This is a genomic window from Pedobacter sp. UC225_65 (assembly GCF_042698365.1).
GTDB lineage: Bacteria > Bacteroidota > Bacteroidia > Sphingobacteriales > Sphingobacteriaceae > Pedobacter.
In genome coordinates, this window is sequence record NZ_CP170550.1 from 3,970,394 (window position 1) to 3,989,370 (window position 18,977).

At 39.6% G+C, this 18,977-nt stretch carries 23 protein-coding genes and 1 pseudogene; 16 read left to right on the plus strand and 8 right to left on the minus strand.

Going from position 1 to position 18,977, the window contains the following annotated elements:
* The first annotated feature begins 33 nt into the window (after positions 1-33).
* From ACFJIZ_RS20970 to ACFJIZ_RS21000, 7 genes are all read left to right on the plus strand, one after another.
* Positions 34-1,257 carry an MFS transporter gene (locus ACFJIZ_RS20970; protein WP_379088666.1) on the plus strand — a complete coding sequence of 408 codons (1,224 nt, stop codon included), beginning with the start codon at positions 34-36 and terminating at the stop codon, positions 1,255-1,257.
* Between the two features lie 50 nt (positions 1,258-1,307).
* Entirely contained in the window at positions 1,308-1,463 is a 156-nt protein-coding gene (locus ACFJIZ_RS20975; protein WP_379088669.1) for a hypothetical protein, read from the plus strand.
* Positions 1,464-1,468: 5 nt separating this feature from the next.
* Complete coding sequence (locus tag ACFJIZ_RS20980; protein WP_379094166.1) at positions 1,469-1,678, plus strand: response regulator; 210 nt, start codon at positions 1,469-1,471, stop codon at positions 1,676-1,678.
* 312 nt (positions 1,679-1,990) lie between these two features.
* A complete protein-coding gene (locus ACFJIZ_RS20985) occupies positions 1,991-2,572 on the plus strand; it encodes a pentapeptide repeat-containing protein (protein WP_379088672.1) in 582 nt (193 codons plus the stop codon).
* A gap of 63 nt (positions 2,573-2,635) precedes the next feature.
* Positions 2,636-2,995, plus strand: coding sequence for a hypothetical protein (locus ACFJIZ_RS20990; RefSeq protein ID WP_379088675.1), 360 nt, complete (start codon positions 2,636-2,638; stop codon positions 2,993-2,995).
* Positions 2,949-3,215, plus strand: coding sequence for a hypothetical protein (locus tag ACFJIZ_RS20995; protein ID WP_379088678.1), 267 nt, complete (start codon positions 2,949-2,951; stop codon positions 3,213-3,215). Before ACFJIZ_RS20990 ends, ACFJIZ_RS20995 begins: the two co-directional genes overlap by 47 nt.
* A 55-nt stretch (positions 3,216-3,270) precedes the next feature.
* Positions 3,271-4,101: a S8 family serine peptidase gene (locus ACFJIZ_RS21000; protein ID WP_379088681.1), complete on the plus strand. Its 831-nt coding sequence runs from the start codon at positions 3,271-3,273 to the stop codon at positions 4,099-4,101.
* 171 nt (positions 4,102-4,272) lie between these two features.
* Here the strand turns inward: ACFJIZ_RS21000 and ACFJIZ_RS21005 are convergent, their stop codons facing one another.
* Complete coding sequence (locus tag ACFJIZ_RS21005; RefSeq protein WP_379088683.1) at positions 4,273-4,578, minus strand: hypothetical protein; 306 nt, start codon at positions 4,576-4,578, stop codon at positions 4,273-4,275.
* Positions 4,579-4,587: 9 nt separating this feature from the next.
* A complete protein-coding gene (locus ACFJIZ_RS21010; RefSeq protein ID WP_379088686.1) occupies positions 4,588-5,304 on the minus strand; it encodes a pirin family protein in 717 nt (238 codons plus the stop codon).
* A gap of 160 nt (positions 5,305-5,464) precedes the next feature.
* Here ACFJIZ_RS21010 and ACFJIZ_RS21015 point away from each other — a divergent pair, with 160 nt between their 5' ends.
* On the plus strand, positions 5,465-6,607 hold the full coding sequence (locus ACFJIZ_RS21015) for a putative sensor domain DACNV-containing protein (protein ID WP_379088689.1): 1,143 nt from the start codon (positions 5,465-5,467) through the stop codon (positions 6,605-6,607).
* Between the two features lie 34 nt (positions 6,608-6,641).
* Here the strand turns inward: ACFJIZ_RS21015 and ACFJIZ_RS21020 are convergent, their stop codons facing one another.
* The 3 genes and pseudogenes from ACFJIZ_RS21020 to ACFJIZ_RS21030 form a co-directional block, all read right to left on the minus strand.
* On the minus strand, positions 6,642-6,797 hold the full coding sequence (locus tag ACFJIZ_RS21020; RefSeq protein ID WP_379088692.1) for a hypothetical protein: 156 nt from the start codon (positions 6,795-6,797) through the stop codon (positions 6,642-6,644).
* 135 nt (positions 6,798-6,932) lie between these two features.
* A complete protein-coding gene (locus ACFJIZ_RS21025; protein ID WP_379088694.1) occupies positions 6,933-7,913 on the minus strand; it encodes an APC family permease in 981 nt (326 codons plus the stop codon).
* Positions 7,914-8,034: 121 nt separating this feature from the next.
* Positions 8,035-8,379 (minus strand): annotated as a pseudogene (locus tag ACFJIZ_RS21030) (amino acid permease); the annotation flags it as partial.
* Positions 8,380-8,687: 308 nt separating this feature from the next.
* On the opposite strand from ACFJIZ_RS21030, the gene ACFJIZ_RS21035 reads away from it, so the two are divergent.
* The 6 genes from ACFJIZ_RS21035 to ACFJIZ_RS21060 all read left to right on the plus strand — a co-directional run bounded on the left by ACFJIZ_RS21035 (position 8,688) and on the right by ACFJIZ_RS21060 (position 13,633).
* Positions 8,688-9,041, plus strand: coding sequence for a PadR family transcriptional regulator (locus ACFJIZ_RS21035; protein WP_055132422.1), 354 nt, complete (start codon positions 8,688-8,690; stop codon positions 9,039-9,041).
* A 10-nt stretch (positions 9,042-9,051) separates the two neighbouring features.
* Positions 9,052-9,579: a PspC domain-containing protein gene (locus ACFJIZ_RS21040; RefSeq protein WP_379088698.1), complete on the plus strand. Its 528-nt coding sequence runs from the start codon at positions 9,052-9,054 to the stop codon at positions 9,577-9,579.
* On the plus strand, positions 9,563-10,660 hold the full coding sequence (locus ACFJIZ_RS21045) for a hypothetical protein (RefSeq protein WP_379088701.1): 1,098 nt from the start codon (positions 9,563-9,565) through the stop codon (positions 10,658-10,660). The genes ACFJIZ_RS21040 and ACFJIZ_RS21045 overlap by 17 nt, the downstream gene beginning before the upstream one ends.
* 68 nt (positions 10,661-10,728) lie before the next feature.
* Positions 10,729-12,393, plus strand: a complete 1,665-nt coding sequence (locus ACFJIZ_RS21050) for an outer membrane beta-barrel protein (RefSeq protein ID WP_379088704.1) — start codon at positions 10,729-10,731, stop codon at positions 12,391-12,393.
* A complete protein-coding gene (locus ACFJIZ_RS21055) occupies positions 12,371-13,186 on the plus strand; it encodes an outer membrane beta-barrel family protein (RefSeq protein ID WP_379088707.1) in 816 nt (271 codons plus the stop codon). Before ACFJIZ_RS21050 ends, ACFJIZ_RS21055 begins: the two co-directional genes overlap by 23 nt.
* 69 nt (positions 13,187-13,255) lie before the next feature.
* The gene (locus tag ACFJIZ_RS21060) at positions 13,256-13,633 is read left to right on the plus strand and encodes a hypothetical protein (protein WP_379088710.1); all 378 of its coding nucleotides are present in this window, start codon (positions 13,256-13,258) and stop codon (positions 13,631-13,633) included.
* Positions 13,634-13,673: 40 nt separating this feature from the next.
* Here ACFJIZ_RS21060 and ACFJIZ_RS21065 read toward each other — a convergent pair whose 3' ends face one another.
* From ACFJIZ_RS21065 to ACFJIZ_RS21075, 3 genes are all read right to left on the minus strand, one after another.
* Complete coding sequence (locus ACFJIZ_RS21065; RefSeq protein WP_379088713.1) at positions 13,674-16,391, minus strand: carboxypeptidase regulatory-like domain-containing protein; 2,718 nt, start codon at positions 16,389-16,391, stop codon at positions 13,674-13,676.
* A 155-nt stretch (positions 16,392-16,546) separates the two neighbouring features.
* Positions 16,547-17,179 carry an NAD(P)H-dependent oxidoreductase gene (locus ACFJIZ_RS21070; RefSeq protein WP_379088716.1) on the minus strand — a complete coding sequence of 211 codons (633 nt, stop codon included), beginning with the start codon at positions 17,177-17,179 and terminating at the stop codon, positions 16,547-16,549.
* A gap of 32 nt (positions 17,180-17,211) precedes the next feature.
* A complete protein-coding gene (locus ACFJIZ_RS21075) occupies positions 17,212-17,811 on the minus strand; it encodes a TetR/AcrR family transcriptional regulator (RefSeq protein WP_379088719.1) in 600 nt (199 codons plus the stop codon).
* A 185-nt stretch (positions 17,812-17,996) separates the two neighbouring features.
* On the opposite strand from ACFJIZ_RS21075, the gene ACFJIZ_RS21080 reads away from it, so the two are divergent.
* Both ACFJIZ_RS21080 and ACFJIZ_RS21085 read left to right on the plus strand, forming a co-directional pair.
* Entirely contained in the window at positions 17,997-18,761 is a 765-nt protein-coding gene (locus ACFJIZ_RS21080) for an outer membrane beta-barrel protein (RefSeq protein WP_379088722.1), read from the plus strand.
* Positions 18,751-18,948: a hypothetical protein gene (locus tag ACFJIZ_RS21085; RefSeq protein ID WP_379088725.1), complete on the plus strand. Its 198-nt coding sequence runs from the start codon at positions 18,751-18,753 to the stop codon at positions 18,946-18,948. Before ACFJIZ_RS21080 ends, ACFJIZ_RS21085 begins: the two co-directional genes overlap by 11 nt.
* The last annotated feature ends 29 nt before the right edge of the window (positions 18,949-18,977 follow it).

Below are 18,977 nucleotides of genomic sequence, written 5' to 3' on the forward strand. Positions count from 1 at the left end.
GAATGTCTATTTTTGATTCACAATCCCAAGCAAATGTTCCAACAGATTATTCAGGCCTATAAAACCTCTTTTTCGGGGTTAAGTAAGGAAACTTGGCTCTTGAGCATCGTGATCTTGGTGAACCGTTGTGGGTATATGGCGGTCCCGTTTATGGGTTTGTATGTTACCCAGTCTTTACATCGTCCGGCTTCTGATGCAGGGATTATCATTTCGCTATTTGGGGTAGGTTCCATCTTAGGCGCAACCGCTGGAGGCAAACTTACAGACATGTTTGGCTTTAGGCCGGTACAGATTTTTTCTTCGCTAATCGGCGGACTTTTTTTCTTAATCTTTTCGCAGGTAAGCCATTTTACTACCCTTTGTGTACTGGCGGTACTGATCAGTTTTTTTTATGATGCCTTTCGCCCTGCCAATTTTACGGCAATTGCCGCGTATGCCGCCGAAGGCAAAGAAACACGTTCTTATTCTTTAAACCGTTTGGCCACCAATATTGGCTGGGCAGTGGGGATCAGTATGGGTGGGATCATCGCTTCGTTTAACTATCAACTATTGTTTATTGTTGATGGTGTGGTGAGCATCATTGTAGCCTTTGCCATCTTTATGTTTTTACCTGCGGTTAAGGGTTTTAGAAAGGCCGTTGCCGCAAAAATGGAAGGCATGGTGGTGCGTAAGCCTTGGCAAGACCCTTTGTTTATCCGGTTTTTATTGTTGACCACGGTTTTTGCCACCTGTTTCTTTTTGATGTTTAGGGTAGTGCCCGTATTTTTCAAGGAGGTTTGGCATTTGGACGAGGCTTTGATTGGGATGATCCTAGGCGTAAATGGGGTAATTATCGCTCTGTTCGAAATGGTAATGATCAGCAAGATCGAGAACAAACGCTCGCCTGTGTTTTACATCGTAACAGGAGTTCTGATTGTAGGACTTTCGTTCGCTACCTTAATGTTGCCTAAATTTCTACCAGTGGTAGTGGCTTTGATCAGTGTAACTTGTTTCACTTTTGGAGAGATGTTTGCCATTCCATTTGTCAATACTTTTGTAATCAAAAGAAGCAATGAATTTAACCGGGGCCAATACGCAGCAGGCTATACAGTTGCTTGGTCAATTGCCCAAGTGGTGGGTCCAACTTGTGGTTTTTACCTGGCCGAAAAAATGGGTTATAGCCCACTTTGGGTCAGTATTGTGGTTTTGTTGTTGCTATGTGCTTATGGTTACAGCACCTTAAACCTAAGTGAAGATAAGCAGGTGGTTCAGCCTTAATTTTTTTCGTTAAAAGCAAACAATAGCCCAGCTTTTTTGTTTTGTTAGATATGAAGAAACGGATACACATTTTAGAAGATGATAAGGACATAGGTTACATCATCGAGTTTTTATTAAAGGATGAGGGCTATGACCTACAACTCTCGTCTACCCTTAAAGAAATGAAAAGTAAGTTAAAGGATTCGATCCCGACCTTTTTATTCTAGATGTGATGTTGCCTGATGGCAATGGCATTGAGATTTGTCACGACCTTAAAAACGACCTTTTCACCAAACATATTCCGGTTATTGTAATGTCTGCCAATGTAAGGAGCAAACAGATCAGCGAAATGGCTACGCCAGACGATTACATCAGCAAACCATTTGATTTGGACGATATCGAAAATAGGATCAAAAAATTATTGGCCAAAAAAGCGGCTTAAGATCAAAGGACTTATTGCATCAGCTGTCAGGATAATTGATCAATTGGCAGTTGATGCGGTAGGCTTTTTTTTGCTTTCTATGACATAAATTTATGAAGGCATCATGGTGAAGTAAAATGAGGTGGAAAGCAAGGCCAGTGGTACTTCGGTAACAACAGTCCCGCCATCCATTGCAAGCCCTCATGCTTCGGCGCTTTCCTTTGCTGTCGGGTTTAGCTTACCGCGTTTCTTTACTTTTATTCCATTTACTTTTCTCAAATCTCGACCTTGTTTTGTGCTTAATTTGTTAATTTGCGCTTCATAATTACAGCCATGTCAACTGAAGAAAGTTTATACTACGTCGATCAGGTATTTGAAAAAGTTTCATTACCAACCAAAGGAAGAAGAGATACCCAATTTGATGCATGCACCTTTAAAAACTGTGACCTTACTGATGCCGATTTTTATGGTTGCGATTTCATTAAATGCACTTTCGAAAACTGTAACCTCAGCATGGTCAAATTTGGTCAGATCGGTTTTGATAAAGTACAGTTTAACGATTGTAAAATGGTAGGAGCAGATTTTACAAATGCCAAAGATTTTCTTTTCGCTGTAGATTTTACCAATTGCATCTTAGATTATACGGCTTTTATGAAAAAGAAAAACCGTAAATGCCATTTTAAGAATTGCTCTTTAAAAGGGGCAGATTTTTCTGAGGCAGACTTCACTTCGGCCATTTTTGAACGTTGCGACTTAAGTACGGCTGTATTTATGCGTAGTGTTTTAAACGGAGCCAACTTTGCTACGTCTTATAACTTTACCATAGACCCAGAAAAAAACCAATTGAGAAAAGCAAAGTTCTCAGCCGATGGTCTAGTGGGCCTACTTACCAATTATGGCATTGTTGTTGAATAAAGCTAGTTACAAAATCAACAATAAAAATAGGTCATCACCGTTTTTCACATCTAATATCATTATATGAACTATAATTTCTTAAAAAAATCGGCTACATTATTTCTGTTAGCTGCATTACCTTTTCTATCAACTGCACAACAAAAACCAAATTGGCAAAACTTAGACCTTAAAACAGATTCTGTTTTTGGAATCAGCACAGAGAAAGCCTATAAAGAATTATTAAAGGGTAAAAAATCTACCCCAGTTTTGGTGGCGGTATTAGATGGTGGGGTAGACCTCAACCACGAAGACCTTAAAAGGGTAATCTGGGTAAATAAAAAAGAAATTGCAGGTAATGGCATAGACGATGATAAAAACGGCTATATAGACGATATACATGGCTGGAATTTTTTCGGGCGGAAAAACGGGTGCTGTAGAATTTGAGAATTTAGAGCTTACCCGTTTGGTACGTAGAGATAATGCCCGTTTTGCCGGTGTAACTGCAGCTACGGTAGCCGCAAAAGATAAAGCCGATTACGAAGCATTTTTGGCCAATCGCACTGAACTAGAAAAAAGACTAATTACGGCTAAAAGTGACCTTCAAGGTGTAAGTGGCTTTAAATATGTGCTGGATGGGGTTGTGAAAAAAGATCGGAAAACCTGACCCTACGCCTGCAGATTTTGAAGCTTTTAAAGCACAGGGACAGCAAGAAGAAAGAATGAAAGCCACCATACTGGATATCTTGAAAGAGATGGACTTCAAGTCGTTTTATGAAGAACAGATTGTAGCCGGATACAAACAGGCTTACGAAATGGTCAATTATAACCTTAACCTGGATTATGACCCAAGGGCTATTGTTGGCGACGACCCTAACAACAGTAAAGAGCGTTTTTATGGCAATAACGACATTAAAGGTCCGGATGCTTTACATGGTTCGCATGTTTCGGGTATCATTGGTGCCGATCGTACAAATGATATTGGTATTAAAGGAGTGGCTGATAATGTGTTAATTATAGGTGTTCGCAATACCCCAAATGGCGATGAGCGCGATAAAGATGTAGCCAATGCCATCAGATATGCTGCAGATAATGGAGCAAAGGTATTGAACATGAGTTTTGGTAAAGGTTATTCGCCTGATAAAGCGGTGGTAGACGAAGCGGTGAAATATGCAATCAGCAAAGATGTATTGTTAGTGCAGGCTGCGGGCAATGACAATAACGACATTGATGTTGAACCTAACTTTCCGTCGAGAAAATATTTGGATGGTGGTGTGGCCAGTTCGTGGATCGTTGTTGGTGCTTCGAGCTCAATTGATGGAGAGAACTTAAAAGCTCCTTTCTCTAATTATGGTAAAACAGCCGTTGATGTTTTTGCACCGGGTGTACGTATCCATTCTACAGTGCCAGATAATAAATACATCGATGAGGATGGTACCAGCATGGCGGCCCCAGTAGTAACAGGGTTGGCCGCTTTGGATCCGTTCTTATTATCCAAAATTAACGGCCGTGCAGGTAAAAGAGATCATCTTAAAATCTGTTGTAAAAGTTAACCACAACATCACCAACCTAAAAGGTGCTGATAATGTGAGTATTCCATTCTCAGAATCTATGTGTTACCGGTGGGATTGTAAATGCTTATAATGCTTTAAAACTAGCAGAGAGTTACAAGTAGCTAAATTGATAAAATAAAAAAAGCCTCCCAATTTTATTGGGAGGCTTTTTTATGAATTGGCCAAGGCCTGATAGATTTCTGCGAACAACAGTCCGCTGCCGCCACCATAATGTTTAACAACAGGTAGTTTTGGCCTTAGTAATGCAATCTGTTGTGTCAGCGCCACTTCTTCATCTTCCCCAAGTCCTGCGCCGATCAACAATAGGCCAAAATCCTTTTCCAAACAAATGGAAGTTGCTTCTTTTACCGAATAGCAAAGGGTCGCCAACCATTGGCCCTCCATGTTGACCAATCTTTCGATGGTTTCCAAAATGGGCTTGTTGGTGCCCACAATCAGAATTTCTGTAACTTGCATCACCTTCAATTAAAATTCCATCGGAACTTCCATCAATAAAAATTCAGCATCGCTGCTGGCTTTTACATCAAAAGCATCCGTTTCCCAAATCCCGAAACCATCGCGTGTTTCCAAGAGTTGGCCATTTACTTCTACTTCACCTTTTAAGATAAAGATATAAACACCATTTCCTTTTTCGTGGAGCTGATAGGTTTTGTTTGTTCCTGCCTCAAACTTAGCCAAATTAAACCAAGCATTTTGATAGGTCCAAACCCCAGCATCATCCGCATTTGGTGATAAGATTTGAACAAACTCATTTTTTTGATCAGTTGCATCCAACAAGATCTGGTCGTACCTTGGGGTCACATTTCTTTTGTTCGGAAACAACCAGATCTGTAAAAATTTGGCAGGTCTGCTGGCATCAGGATTATATTCTGAGTGATAGATTCCAGTACCTGCACTCATCACCTGTATTTCGCCAGCTTTAATGGTTGCGGTATTGCCCATGCTGTCTTTATGTTGTAGTTCTCCTTCTAACGGAATAGAAATGATCTCCATGTTGTCATGAGGATGTTCGCCGAAGCCCATACCCCCAGTAACGATATCGTCGTTTAAAACTCTTAAAGCACCAAAATTGATACGTTCTGGATTGTAATATCCAGCGAAGCTGAAACTTTGGTAACTTTTTAACCAGCCATGATCTGCCACCCCTCGGGTGTTGGCTTTGTGTACTACTGTCTGTGCCATAAATGTTATAATTTATTGATACAAAGATAAGGTGGTTGATCAGGCTGTTTATTGATGTAGGATAAGTAATGTATTATGGGCTTTAAAAAATAAAGTCGAAAAAATGTAAACTGTGCTTGGGATGCAGAAAACTAAAAACAGAAAAACCTAACTTAGTAAAATGGTGAACCGAGCAACATACCAGGCCGCTAAGTTGGTGGCACAACAAATAGAATCACATTTTGCTAAACATTTAGCAGAAGCCAATGCCAAGGGCGAAGTAGATTTGGCTCCGCAGCCGCCTGCAAGGGTGATTGAGGCCATTTTAGATGCTGCTTTTTGGTCTAGCCTGCGTAAGGAGGAAGGTCATTCGCCTAAAATATCCATTGCCTTCTTGCCACCAGAACAAGCGGGTAAACCTTTGCTTTTTAACCAGACCCTGCCTTTAAATGCCAATGTACTGACCAAGTTGGCCCCTGGTGTAGAGCGTGGGGGTATCCATATTGGGGTATGGCACGATGGGTATAACCTGCACATCTGGGGAACCACCTTGAATATCCCGAACTATTGTTTTGTTGTTGATGTTTCTGAGCCCGGCTTATTGGTGATCAAACACCGTAGGTACTATGGTTTTGGCAAGTATACCAATGTAGCTGTTTTAAAAGGCGACCAGATCAAAATCGTAGAGGAAAAAAGTGCCGTAAGTGCAGATTGCCCAGCGATGCTCTTGTCATTGTTAGACCTAACGGCACATTCTTATTGGAACGATTCGGCAAATATCCTGATCCAGCTTGCGGTTTCCATGCGGGCACATGGCCGTGGTGGAGCTGTATTGGTGGTGCCACATGGCACTACAGATTGGCAGCAGTCGGTTATCCATCCCATTAGTTATGCTTTGACGCCAGCTTTTAAAGGGTTGGCAGATCTGGTAAGAAAGGATAGGCCTGATGCGAGTGAGATTTTCTGGCAAAGTGCCTTGAAAAGGGAAGTAGACCATTTGGCCGGATTAACCGCAATAGATGGTGCAACAGTCATTACAGATGAATACGAACTGTTGGCTTTTGGTGCCAAAACCGGACGGGCAAACAGTAGTGCACATATCCAAGAACTCTCTTTTTCTGAACCTATTACCGGAGGGGATGCTCAAGTGATCCATCCCGCAAAAACTGGAGGTACGAGACATCTTTCTGCAGCGCAATTTATATTCGACCAAAGAAATGCATTGGCCTTAGTCGCCTCTCAAGATGGACATTTTACCATTTACAGTTGGTCGCCCACTTTAGGTATGGTACAGGCGCATCGAATTGATACTTTATTGTTGTAAGCTTTAACGTTATGGTTGGGTAAAGTGAGATGCCTTAGGCAAAAATTACAGCTGTTGTAATGGCAATCGCCAATAAAACTAACATCACCAAACGGTCTGCATTTACCCTGTCTTTATGGGTTAAGGGTCTGACTACTTTTTCCTCTTTATGCCTGGCATAAGTATAAGGGGTCTGCAATTTAAAAATCATAGGTAGATGTATTGAGTAGATAATATACCCAATACAAATCTTAAGCCAATGAGCATAAGGATGTTAAAATGTTGAAAAAATAGGTTTGTTCAACAATTTTAATTGTTTTATAGTCTTATCTTCAATTGGGTTGTACTATTTCTTGAACGATTTGCCTAACACACTGTTCTTTTTTCCATATAGGTAATAAATGCCCATACCCAAGGCCAGCCAAACAAATAAACGCAACCAGGTTTCCCATGGCATAAAAGCCATCATGGTTAAACAGACTAGAATACCTAAAATAGGGATGAGGGGTACCAATGGAACTTTAAAGGGCCTTTCGGCATTAGGGTCTGTTTTGCGCAAGATCAAAATTCCGGCACAAACCATTAGGAAAGCCAATAGCGTACCGATGCTGGTCATTTCTCCCACTACATTTAGAGGGACAAAGGCCGCAAATAACCCAATAAACGTACACAACAAGATATTTGATTTGTAAGGAGTCTTAAACTTTGGATGTAAGTCTGAGAAAACCTTTGGCAACAATCCGTCTTTGCTAATGGCATAGAACATCCTTGATTGTGCCATCAGATCGATTAAGATCACAGAGGTATAGCCAATCAAAATAGCCAAGATAATAGCCTGACTAAGCCAAGTAAAAGGTGTTTTTTCTATGGCAATAGCCACAGGTGCTCCACTGTTCGCAAATTCTTTGTAATTGGCAAGACCTGTCATTACGTGACCAAAAAGCCCAAAAAGAACGGTACAGACCAATAAGAGTCCGATGATACCAATAGGTAGGTCGCGTTTTGGGTTTTTCGTTTCTTGGGCAGAAGCAGCTACTGCATCAAAACCTATAAATACAAAAAAGACCAGACCTGCAGCTCTCAATACACCACTCCAACCAAAATGGCCAAACTCGCCTGTGTTTTGTGGGATGTAAGGTTTGTAGTTTGCAGGGTCGATGTAATGCCAGCCCAATGCAATAAATACCAATACTACCCCAACCTTTAAAAATACGATGATGGCATTGACGATGGCAGGTCCTTTTGTGCCCCTGATCACCACCAAGGTCATTAAGATCGACCACCAAAGCCGCAGGGATATTGACCCAGCCATGTACAATCGTTCCATCGCTAAGTTTCGCGGTTTCAAAAGGAGAGATGGTCAATTGCGCAGGTAAAAAGATATGATAGGAAGCCAAAAATTTAGTTAAATATTGCGACCAACTAATGGCAACCGTAGCACAGCCCACAGAATATTCTAACACCAAATCCCACCCAATGATCCAGGCAAACCATTCGCCCATGGTGGCGTAAGCATAGGTATAGGCACTACCGGCAACAGGAATCATCGACGCAAATTCGGCATAACATAAGGCCGCAAAACCACAACCCAATGCAGCAATGATAAAAGATATGGTTACCGCTGGTCCGGCATAATTGGCTGCGGCCAAACCTGTAATTGAAAATAGACCTGCCCCCAAAGTTAGGCCCACACCGATCAAAATCAGTTGAAAAGGACCTAAACTTCTTTTCAAAGAAGATTCCGAATTTTCGGCTGCCTCGGCTTTGATCAAGGCAATAGATTTTTTAAGCATTTATATTTTTTTGAAGGGGCAAAGGTAATGAAATAATTACTACTAAAATAGTAGTCTTAAAATATTATTTTGAAATGTTGTTTTCATATAGTGATTGGCGATACTTTATTTGGTGATGGATAAGTCGAGAATCGACAGTATTTATCCTATGAATGAGGGATAGATCTATCAATTGTTGGTAATGACAGTACAGGATGAAAAAATAATAAAAAATTATTTAGCTGTAAATCAATTGTTTATGGGTTAAATTAAAATAATTATAGTACTATGTATTGCATAATACTATATGAAACATATATCTTTGTTTTATGATAGCAGAAAATACGCAAACACAAATGCGAAAAGGCATACTTGAATATTGTGTGCTTTTAATTATATCGAGGGGAGAGATTTACGCTTCAGATATTATCGCCGAATTAAAGCAGGCAAAGCTACTTGTAGTAGAGGGGACTTTATATCCCTTGCTTACCCGCTTAAAAAATAACGGATTGTTAGGTTACAATTGGGTCGAGTCTACTTCTGGGCCACCACGTAAATATTATGTGCTTACAGAAGATGGCAAGCAGATCTTGAAACAATTGGATCATACATGGCAAGAATTGGCTTATGCCATTACCACTTCACAAAATGGAGCGCCAAAACAATCAGACTCTCAAAATTAAACAAATAGACATGAAAAAGACACTCATCATAAATATAGGTAACTCGATCATCCACATCGAAGAGGATGCCTACGAGGTATTAACAGCCTACTTGAACGAGATCAAACAACATTTTGCAAAGAATGCAGATGATTTCGAAATCGTAACAGATATTGAAAACCGCATTGCAGAAATGTTTACCGAAATTCTTCAGGCAGGGCAAAAACAGGTGATCGAATTGGCCGATGTTGAAGGCGTAATTGCACAAATGGGACGCGTTCAGGATTTCCAAACAGAAGAGGAAGAAGAAGCACCGGCAGCAAACAATTTTGCCAATTTTGGCGCAGAGAAAAAACTGTACCGCGATACAGACGAAGGTGCCATTGCAGGGGTTTGTGCAGGTTTAGGGCACTACCTGAATATGGAAGCACGTTGGTTACGTTTGATCTTTTTTGTATTGTTCTTTGTAGGTGGTACTGGTATCCTTGCCTACATCATCTTATGGATTGCTACGCCAAGAGCGGTTTCTAGGATCCGAAAAGATGGAAATGAAAGGTGAAGCCACCAATTTATATGGTTATAAAAGAAGTTTTGACGAAGAATTGGCAGCCTTTAAAGAAAATATGAAATCGGCAAATGAGCAGTTTAGACCAATGGTTAAACGTTCTGGTAATTTCATTACAGAAACGGTAAATGCTATAGGTAAACTTTTCGGAGCCACTACTGTGATCATCATGAAGATCATTGCAGGTGCCTTTATTGTTTGCGGTTTTGGAATGTTGATTGGATTGATCATCTGCTTGGCCGCATTTTTAGGCTTCTGGGATTCAAATGCCTACGATTATTTCCCTTTGTCTATTATCAATGAAGGTTTTAGAAACGAGATCGTATTGGGTGCATTTGTGGTTGCCTTTATTCCAATCCTAGCATTGGTGCTGTTTGCCATTAGGGTTGCCTTTAACAAAACAGCGATTAACAAAACGCTTTCTTTCTCTTTATTGATCATCTGGTTGATCGGTGCTGCTTCTACAGTATATTTTGCAGCCAAAATCACTTCCGAATTTCAGGAACATGCAGAACTGGTACAGACTACAGAGATTAAAGCTTATCCTACCTATGTGATCGATGTAGATAAAAGCATGGCATTTAGCAAGCAGGACAGTTTAAATTATCAGATCAACGAAATCGACTTGGGTAACCGCGTGATCATTGATAACGATGATGAACATCCTTTTAGAGTACCAAGAAACGTGAGGATTGAGATTTTGAAAAGCGACAACAACAAGACGACAATGGTACAAACTTACGAATCGCAAGGTAAAACATTTCCAATTGCTTTAAGAAATGCACAGAATATCAATTATAAATACACTCAGAAAGATTCGTTGATTACACTTAGTCCACGTCTACATCTAAAAAAAGAGAGCATCTGGAGAAACCAAGAGGTTCATATTACCTTGAAAGTACCTGTTGGCACACGTTTGATGTTGAACAATAACATCTATAACTACTTACAGTTCTATTACTACTCTTGCAATACAGATAACAATTATGATAGCCCGTACAGAGAATGGGTCATGACCGAAGATGGACTGAAATGTAAAAGTGAATTAGACCAACCTAAGAGCGAAAATCCCTAACCAATCATACACACACACAAACATTACCCGACAGCAGGCATTTAGCCTGCTGCCTTTAAACAAAAATCATGAAAAAGCTATTTACGTTAATTGCATGCCTTTTGGCATATGGGGCTTCTTTTGCCCAAAAAACAAACAAAATTTCGGGTAAGGTAAGCAATGAAAAAGCTGAAATCGTGTCGTATGCATTTGTTAAACTGTTAAGTTTTCCAGATACGGCCATGGTTAAAAATATGGAAACGGATGTAGATGGAGGCTTTGTTTTTGACCAGGTTAAAGCAGGGGATTATATTCTCTCTATCTCATTGGTTGGTTATAAAAATACAAAAACGGCAAAATTTACAGTAACAGATGGAGATGTGAAATTGCCAACCATCAAATTGGAAACGGCTACAAAATTATTGAAAGAGATTGTTGTAGAGAACAAAAAAAACTTTGTTGAGCATCGGGTTGATAAAACAGTTTTAAATGTAGAGAATAGCATTGTAGCTACTGGTGGTACTGCTTTAGAGGTTTTGGAGAAAGCGCCTGGTGTAACGATAGATAGACAGAACGATCAGTACCTGCTCAATAATAAAAGTGGTACGATGGTGATGATCGATGGGAAGAATAATTTTCTTTCTGGTGCCGACTTGAGCGCTTATTTAAACAACCTGAGCAGCAGTCAGATTGCCACGATAGAGATCATTACCAATCCATCGGCCAAATACGATGCTGCAGGCAATGCGGGTATCATTAATATCAAATTGAAAAAGAATAGAAGTTTAGGTACCAATGGCAGTTTATCATCTACCTATCGCAATGCAATCAAATCAGGTCTGCCAAAGAACATCTATGGTAGTGAGGTTAACTTCAATCTTAATCACCGCCAAGAAAAATGGAACTTTTTTAGCAATATCAACGTTTCAAAAAACAATAATTTTTCGAATACATTGCTTGATCGAACCACTACATCGGCGGGATTGATGAGCGCCTTTAACCAGGACTTTAAAAAAATATATACGGGTTCTAGAATTGGAGGGAAATTGGGTGCCGACTATTTTGTAAATGATCGGACAACCATAGGTGTAATGTTTGACGGAAGTGCCAGTACCAGAAAGCTCGATAATACCAGCCAAACCTATATCAATGAAATGAGAGGAAGCCAGAAGAACAGCAATTCTTTGGTGCAAAACTCTGACGCAAATACGCCAAACAACAACTATACAGTCAACCTTAACCTTAAACATTCTTTTAAAAAGGAGGGAGCAAGCTTAAATTTTGATGTCGATTACTCAGGCTTTGATTATAAGGGGGTAGAAAATTTCAGCACAAAATTTTTCAATGCGCAGAATGGATTGGATTCGACCACTGTGCTTAAAAATGACAGCAAAACAGGAATAGATATTTACGCAGCCAAAAGTGATTTTGCATGGCCCATAGCTAAAACAATGAATTTTGAAGCTGGTCTCAAAAGTAGTTATGTTAAAACCAATAACGATTTTTTAGCAACCCGCTTATTAAACAACACCTGGCAGAACATTGCTGGACAAAGCAATATATTTGTGTACAAGGAGAACATCAATGCAGCTTATGTCAATTTATCAAAAGATTGGGGCAAGTGGCAGGTGCAAATGGGCTTAAGGGCAGAGTATACCAATTCTACTGGTACTTCTGTTACCAATAGTACGGTGGCCAGCAACAACTATCTATCGTTGTTTCCAACTGTTTTTGTTAACCAGAAAGATCAGTGAAGGCCATAGCCTGAACTACTCATACGGTAGACGTATTGATCGACCGAACTACCAACAATTAAATCCATTTAATTTTTATATGGATCCTTATACCATTCAACAAGGTAATCCCTATTTAAAACCTCAGTTTACCGATAACCTTGGTGTGAGCTATAACTACAAAAGTGGCCTTTCGCTTTCGCTCAACTACGCTAATACCAAAGACCTGATCTTAGATAGTAAAACGGCACAAAATGACAGCACTAGGATTGTAACCGTTGGGCAAGGTAATATCGGAAGCGGACAAAATTACGCTGCCAGCATATATTTACCTATAAAACTGGCCAAATGGTGGAACCTACAAAGCAATTTTAGCATTTACTACAATAAATTTAACGATAACAACATTGAAGGTGCTCCATTCCAACTGCAAAAAGTGGCGTATAATTTTAACATTTCAAATACGATAAGCTTAGCACAGAATTGGACCATAGAAAGTAGCTTTTGGTTAAATTCGCCTAGGGTTAGAGGGTTGGAGCGCACCACCATCTATCAATATGCCTTAAACATGGGTGTGCAAAAAAGTGTCTTGGCCAAGAAACTGAAGTTTCGCTTAAATGTGGATGATATATTTGCAACCAATTATTGGAAAGGCACTTTGCAATACCAGAATGTAAATTTAAGGGTGCAAAACAATTACATTAGTAGGAGGGCCTCATTTAGCATCAGCTATAGCTTCGGAAACCAGAATGTAAAATCGGCCCGCGAAAGAAATACAGCAACTGATGATATCAAAAATAGAGCAGGTGGTTAAGCCCCAAAATAACTTAGACCATTTGAATACCCAATAGTTAAAACCAATATTTATTTTAAATATAACCCAATGAAAAAATCATACCTGATCCTGAGCCTGATTGTGGCAACACTAGGCTTCGGTTGTAATTTTGGAGTTGATTCGGAGAATCAATCCATTAGCATTAAAAACAACGACGTAGGATACAATTTCGAAGCTTCTTATCCCAAAAAGAAAACAGAAAAAGTTGTAGCCTATATTGAAGAGACCTTAAAAGACGATGCACTTTTTACAGCCCCAAGTGATGTTAAAAATATGGATATCGTATTGCCAGACAGCACCAGGTTTTACCTAAAAGCTGAGCCAGGCTTTATTGTGATCGACTTTAAAAAACAGAAAAATTCCTTGACCTCTTATCAAAAAATGGAAGAGCTATGCAAAGGGATTAAAGAATTGCTAAGCAATTAGAAAATTATCCTGCACTATTGGTAACAATAGTGCAGGATTTTTATTTTACGGTATATCTTAAAACGGTTCTACCGATATTGCCATTTTTATCAAATCCTTCTATTACCGCACGATAAGTACCTTTCCCATCAGCATTGAAAAATTCGAGGTTTACATTTCCTTTATCATCGGTCACTACCTTTGGGTTCCAATAAATGGTAGTACGTAGATCCGTATTCGTAATTGGAGCTGCAGGTAGATATTTTGGCGAATAAAACTCCCTTTCCTTACTATAGCCCATTGGGTTATAGGTGATCACGTTGGCCTTAGGGAACATGTCCATCAATTCTTGTTTTGAGATTTTTTTGCCAACTGGTTTCTTTTTGGTATTGATCACCAACACGCCTCTTGTACCATACAAACGATCTATAGTGCCCAATGGATCACGAAGAAAGATTTCTACCGATTCGAGCTCATTCGTCATTACGGTATTGATATCTCTTGCATCAATAGGCATTCCATTAAGAAATACTTGAACGGGTATCTTCGTGCCTGTATTGTAATCGCGAGAAATATAGAATTTTTGCTCATTGTCTACATAGGTTAAACCTGTTGCCCTCGATTTTAAACAATCTAACAAGAACGCACAGGTGTTGAAACTTTCTCCATCAATGGTATGGTCTGCCTGCCCTAAGCTACTCAAAGAGCTATGGTCGGTATGGCTTGGTTTTTTAACGGTTGAAGGAGCTTTTACCTCGATCTGTTTAAGGGTACGTAAATACCTGTACTGTTTTTGGCTATTGCTCAAATAAGCAGCCAATACCGTATCGATATTGTTTACCTCATCAACTAGGTTAGGGTTTTTGCCTGCTCCCGCAGTTGGCATTCCATCTAGTACGATCATCAGATTGGCGGCATTGGGATTGTACTTGGCACTGATCACTACCTGTGCAGAGTCTGGGAATGTCAGATTCTGAAAATTGAAAAGTCCAGAATTTGAAGTCAATGTTTCAGCAGAAATCGGTTTATTCGTTACCACTAACCTCATCGCGCCCTTTCTAACCGGCATGCCAGTTAAATCTCTTAATGTTCCGGTAATGTTAATGCCTTGTTCTGGCAGGTAGCTCACGGCTGGATATTTCCCTTCTAATATATCTTTATAGGCAAACCTACGGTAGCCTTGTGTCAACATTAGTTTATCCAGCTCTCCCAATTTTTTGTCGTCGGTCTTTACAAAATAGTAATTAGGTTTCTCTACATAGCCTTTCAGGTCTGAAGTTAGCAACAAGGAGCTTAAAATGGTTGTCTCGCTATTTTCATCAACAGGTACTTTCTGCTCATCAATTACCGAAATAGAGAAGTCGCCAATAGCTGGTACACCTGCAGCTTTTGCATCCAAGGTCAACTTTACCTTTTGGCGGGGTTTATAGGTTGGTAGGTCAGATTTTAAGGCCAAGCTCATCGCATCGGCATGTAAAACAAAAGTTAAACGCTCACTTAAAGGTTGGTTTTCTGAATTGAATAAAGTAATCTGTGCAATGCCAGAAGGAATGTCCTTCTTAGGTATCTTGATCAGGACAACTTGGTTTGATAAACTAGCTTTTGCCGCATAATAAACCACATTTGCATTTTGGGTAACCACAAAAAATGTTTTCCCTTTATTGGCTTCGAAAAAAGGAATATTAGCAATGATCTTTACATTGATAAAATCGCCAGGTGCATTTGTAGCTTGTAAGCCAATACCTGATGCAGCTGCCTTAGGGAGGTTAAAGTTTTTAACAGTTCCGTCTTTTAAGGTAATTTTCGCTGTGTAGCTTTTGCCGTTTTCTGGGGTAAGATAAAATGAACCCATGCCAGCAAAGCCAGAAGTAAAAGTGGCAATTTCGTTGTTCTGCTCGTCGATGATACTTCCTTTGATGTCGACACCCAGACCAGAATTTTTGATGGCCTTGAAACCAATCTGGTTCGGTACGCCACTGATCAGTTCCCCGCCTTCTGGAAAGAACTGAAAATCGAATTCATTTAAAGACTGCTTCAGTTTAAAGTTTGCTGTAGCCGTTTCTTTTTCGCCAACAACAATATCGGTGATGATCTCTCCTCGGGTAATCGCTTCTCCATTTTTACTGGTTACATTGATGCTTAAAACACCATTCTGGTCGGTTGTGCCTTTGCCTTTTGCAAATTCATCGTAGTTCGAAAATACCCGCCAGTTTACCTGTTTATTGGCATATACCTTTTTATTGAGGTCTTTGAACTGGATCTTGACCGTTGTTTTAATGTTTTTGTCTACAGCTTCGTTGGTAAAAGAAACATAGGTATTCAGCTGTTTGTCAATGGCCTCACCAAGGGTAATGTTTTTAGAGAAGAAATAGGCGCTGTCAAAATTGAGCATCCAGACCGTATATGCTTTTACATAGTAGTTACCTTGTTGATAGGTAGTCATATTCAAAGGAATATTGCCATAGGCCACACTATTTTTTACGGGTAGCTTTAAGGTTTGTATCAAAGAATCCTTCGCATTGAAAACATCTACATAAACAATCTTGCTCAATGGTGAAGGTAGGTTTTGCTCTATGGTTACATAAGCTTTAAACCACATGGTATCGGCTACTGCATAGTAAGGTTTATCAAAATGTAGATATACTTTTTCTATTGGCTGCTCATCAGACAGTTTTTTGGTCTTGCTGATGATGTTATTCAATGCAATGCTATCTTGTTGTGCAAAAGCAGAGAGACCTGTTAAAAAGAGCAGTGCAAATAGGATCCTGGTAAATTTCATTAAATTGGAATAAGCTGATTGTATATTCGCTAATATATTGATTATTGCTTAATGGAAAGGCATTAAGAGCAATCTTTAACATATTTTTACAATTAAAAAGGCATAAAAAATGGGTGCACCGTTTTGCGATACACCCATAGCTTAACGCTAGTTTTTTATTTAAACTCGATAATGAAGTCTGCTTTAGGTTGACGTACCTTTTTAAGGTTAACCAACCAATCGCCAGTTTCGTCTCTATAACCCAATGGCATAATGGTTACACTTCTCAATCCTTTTTCTTTAAGGTTTAAGATTTCGTCGTATTGTGCATTGTCAAAACCTTCCATTGGGGTGGCATCAACTTTTAATAAGGCTGCTTCTGCAAGGGCCAAACCAAAGCCAATATAGGCCTGGCGGGCAGCATGCTGGAAGTTGACCTCTGCTGTTCTTGGTACATAATTACCGATCAACATGTTCTGGTAATCTGCTGTCGTAGAATGAGGTAGGCCACGCTCGTTGTTGTTGCGTTCAAAAACTTGGTTGATACGCTCTTCAGTATAGTTGTCCCAAGCTGCAAAAACCAAAAGGTGAGAACAGTCTATGATCTGTGATTGGTTATATGAATGTGGCAAAAGTGTTTGTTTCAAATCGGGGTTGGTTACCACGATCATCTTGAAAGGTTGTAGGCCAGAAGAGGTTGGCGCCAAACGTGCCGCCTCTAAAATTTGGTCTACTTTTTCTTGTGGCACTGGTTGGCCATTCATTTTTTTTGTGGCATATCGCCAATTTAGCGCTTCTATTAAACTCATGGGGGTATTTTATGATATGATTATTTTAAAAATTAACTGTTTATATTTTTGATGAAACCTTGAACGGCATCAAGTAGCACCCGCTGTTGCATCTCATTTGGTGTTGCCGTAATGTTCACCATGTTGATAGAACTCAGTCCGTGAAGGATCGACCAAAAGGTATGGTATTTTAGAATGGTTTTTTCTTCCACGCTCTGGGCATTGCTTAATGTTTGTATGGTACTGATTACAATGGCTGCATATTTGCCGATTTCAGGAATCTGGCTAACCCTTTCGCAGCTGGGCATACCCAAGCCAAACATCATCTGGTAATATTCCCTTTGTAAAAAGGCAAACTCGAAATAGGCAATGGCCATATCGGTCAGTTGTTGAGCTGGATCTGTTGATCTAGCTTTGGCAGTTGACATCTCTTTGCCCAATAGCTCAAATCCGTATTTCACAAATTCTTCGAGAATAGCGTCCTTGCTCTCAAAATGGTTATACACTACGGGTAGACTATAGCCAATGGCATCAGCTATCTTCCGCATAGAAACCGCTTGCCATCCTTCTTTTAAAACGATGGTTTTTGAAGCATTCAGGATGGATTCCCTTACGGCTTCTTTTTGTTTTAATCTACGCGCTGTTACTGCCATTGAAATAAGTTAACACTGTTAGCAAAAGTAGAAAGTATCAGACGATGTTTTGATATCTTATCATGTTTATGACTTAAAAATGATAAGAGAAATTTTCTTTAAAGAAAACATTTCGAACATTTTCTGCGTTAAATATACTATGCAAGCATAATTAATATGTTTGTTATGTACTAAACTTTATTGTTATGAAAAAGCTGATTTTAGCCGTCGCATTACTTGCGGCAACGTCTTTAGGGGCAATTGCCCAAGAAGGAAGGGGTTTCTATTTAAAACCTTCTGGTAGTTATTTTTTGAAGGTTACTCCTGTAGAATTTCCCAATGTAGGTTCTTTACAACCAAGAGATTATGTATTTTCAATTAATCCGCTTACAGGGGCACAGACAAGAATATCGGAAGAAACCATTACGGGCTCTTTTGGGCAAGGTTGGAGAGCAGGATTAACTGGAGGTTTTAGGTTCAATGAAGTGGTAGCGCTAGAAATGGGTGCGAACTTTTTTAAGAGCGAAGAAAATACCATGGCCAAACAGACAGGCTATATCGGAAGTACACAAGTTTTAGGGTTAAAATCTGTAGGGCAGGTTACTGCGGTAGATTTAACACCATCGTTAGTGTTTCACCTGCCTACACAAGCTAAATTTAAACCCTATCTAAAAATAGGTGCAGTGGTGCCTGTCTATGGTTATTTAGATATCAATACCGTAGTTAGCGATCAAACTGGATCCATTGCCAAAACAGTAAACCCTAATTTTGTAGCGGTTGAGTTGACAAGAACAGAAAGGGTTAAGCCAAAACCAACGGTTGGCTTTTTGGGTGCTGCTGGTTTTAATTATCCTTTGGGCAAGAACATCAGTTTCTTTAGTGAAATCGAATACCGTAACGTATCTGTAAACAGTGATAGCAAAGAGGTGAGGAGTTTTAATGCAGTAGGTACATTAGGAAATGGACTCTAAAGTAAATGTAGGCTTAAATGACCTGCCTACTGGGACAAGAGAAACCAATTACCATAAAACATTAACTTCTAGCTCTAACGTACCCGGAACAGCTGGTTACGATTCGAGCAAACCAAGTGATGACCTTAAATCTTATATCAATATTGGAGGTTTAGGTATAAACGTGGGCATCAAGATCGGTATATAAATAGTATAAATTCCTTTTCAAAAAAAAGT

Coding starts and splice junctions, on each gene's coding strand:
- ACFJIZ_RS20970 (WP_379088666.1), top strand. CDS start 34: ATGTTCCAACAGATTATTCAGGCCTATAAAACCTCTTTTTCGGGGTTA.
- ACFJIZ_RS20975 (WP_379088669.1), top strand. CDS start 1,308: ATGAAGAAACGGATACACATTTTAGAAGATGATAAGGACATAGGTTAC.
- ACFJIZ_RS20980 (WP_379094166.1), top strand. CDS start 1,469: ATGTTGCCTGATGGCAATGGCATTGAGATTTGTCACGACCTTAAAAAC.
- ACFJIZ_RS20985 (WP_379088672.1), top strand. CDS start 1,991: ATGTCAACTGAAGAAAGTTTATACTACGTCGATCAGGTATTTGAAAAA.
- ACFJIZ_RS20990 (WP_379088675.1), top strand. CDS start 2,636: ATGAACTATAATTTCTTAAAAAAATCGGCTACATTATTTCTGTTAGCT.
- ACFJIZ_RS20995 (WP_379088678.1), top strand. CDS start 2,949: ATGGCTGGAATTTTTTCGGGCGGAAAAACGGGTGCTGTAGAATTTGAG.
- ACFJIZ_RS21000 (WP_379088681.1), top strand. CDS start 3,271: ATGAAAGCCACCATACTGGATATCTTGAAAGAGATGGACTTCAAGTCG.
- ACFJIZ_RS21005 (WP_379088683.1), bottom strand. CDS start 4,578: ATGCAAGTTACAGAAATTCTGATTGTGGGCACCAACAAGCCCATTTTG.
- ACFJIZ_RS21010 (WP_379088686.1), bottom strand. CDS start 5,304: ATGGCACAGACAGTAGTACACAAAGCCAACACCCGAGGGGTGGCAGAT.
- ACFJIZ_RS21015 (WP_379088689.1), top strand. CDS start 5,465: ATGGTGAACCGAGCAACATACCAGGCCGCTAAGTTGGTGGCACAACAA.
- ACFJIZ_RS21020 (WP_379088692.1), bottom strand. CDS start 6,797: ATGATTTTTAAATTGCAGACCCCTTATACTTATGCCAGGCATAAAGAG.
- ACFJIZ_RS21025 (WP_379088694.1), bottom strand. CDS start 7,913: ATGGAACGATTGTACATGGCTGGGTCAATATCCCTGCGGCTTTGGTGG.
- ACFJIZ_RS21035 (WP_055132422.1), top strand. CDS start 8,688: ATGATAGCAGAAAATACGCAAACACAAATGCGAAAAGGCATACTTGAA.
- ACFJIZ_RS21040 (WP_379088698.1), top strand. CDS start 9,052: ATGAAAAAGACACTCATCATAAATATAGGTAACTCGATCATCCACATC.
- ACFJIZ_RS21045 (WP_379088701.1), top strand. CDS start 9,563: ATGGAAATGAAAGGTGAAGCCACCAATTTATATGGTTATAAAAGAAGT.
- ACFJIZ_RS21050 (WP_379088704.1), top strand. CDS start 10,729: ATGAAAAAGCTATTTACGTTAATTGCATGCCTTTTGGCATATGGGGCT.
- ACFJIZ_RS21060 (WP_379088710.1), top strand. CDS start 13,256: ATGAAAAAATCATACCTGATCCTGAGCCTGATTGTGGCAACACTAGGC.
- ACFJIZ_RS21065 (WP_379088713.1), bottom strand. CDS start 16,391: ATGAAATTTACCAGGATCCTATTTGCACTGCTCTTTTTAACAGGTCTC.
- ACFJIZ_RS21070 (WP_379088716.1), bottom strand. CDS start 17,179: ATGAGTTTAATAGAAGCGCTAAATTGGCGATATGCCACAAAAAAAATG.
- ACFJIZ_RS21075 (WP_379088719.1), bottom strand. CDS start 17,811: ATGGCAGTAACAGCGCGTAGATTAAAACAAAAAGAAGCCGTAAGGGAA.
- ACFJIZ_RS21080 (WP_379088722.1), top strand. CDS start 17,997: ATGAAAAAGCTGATTTTAGCCGTCGCATTACTTGCGGCAACGTCTTTA.
- ACFJIZ_RS21085 (WP_379088725.1), top strand. CDS start 18,751: ATGGACTCTAAAGTAAATGTAGGCTTAAATGACCTGCCTACTGGGACA.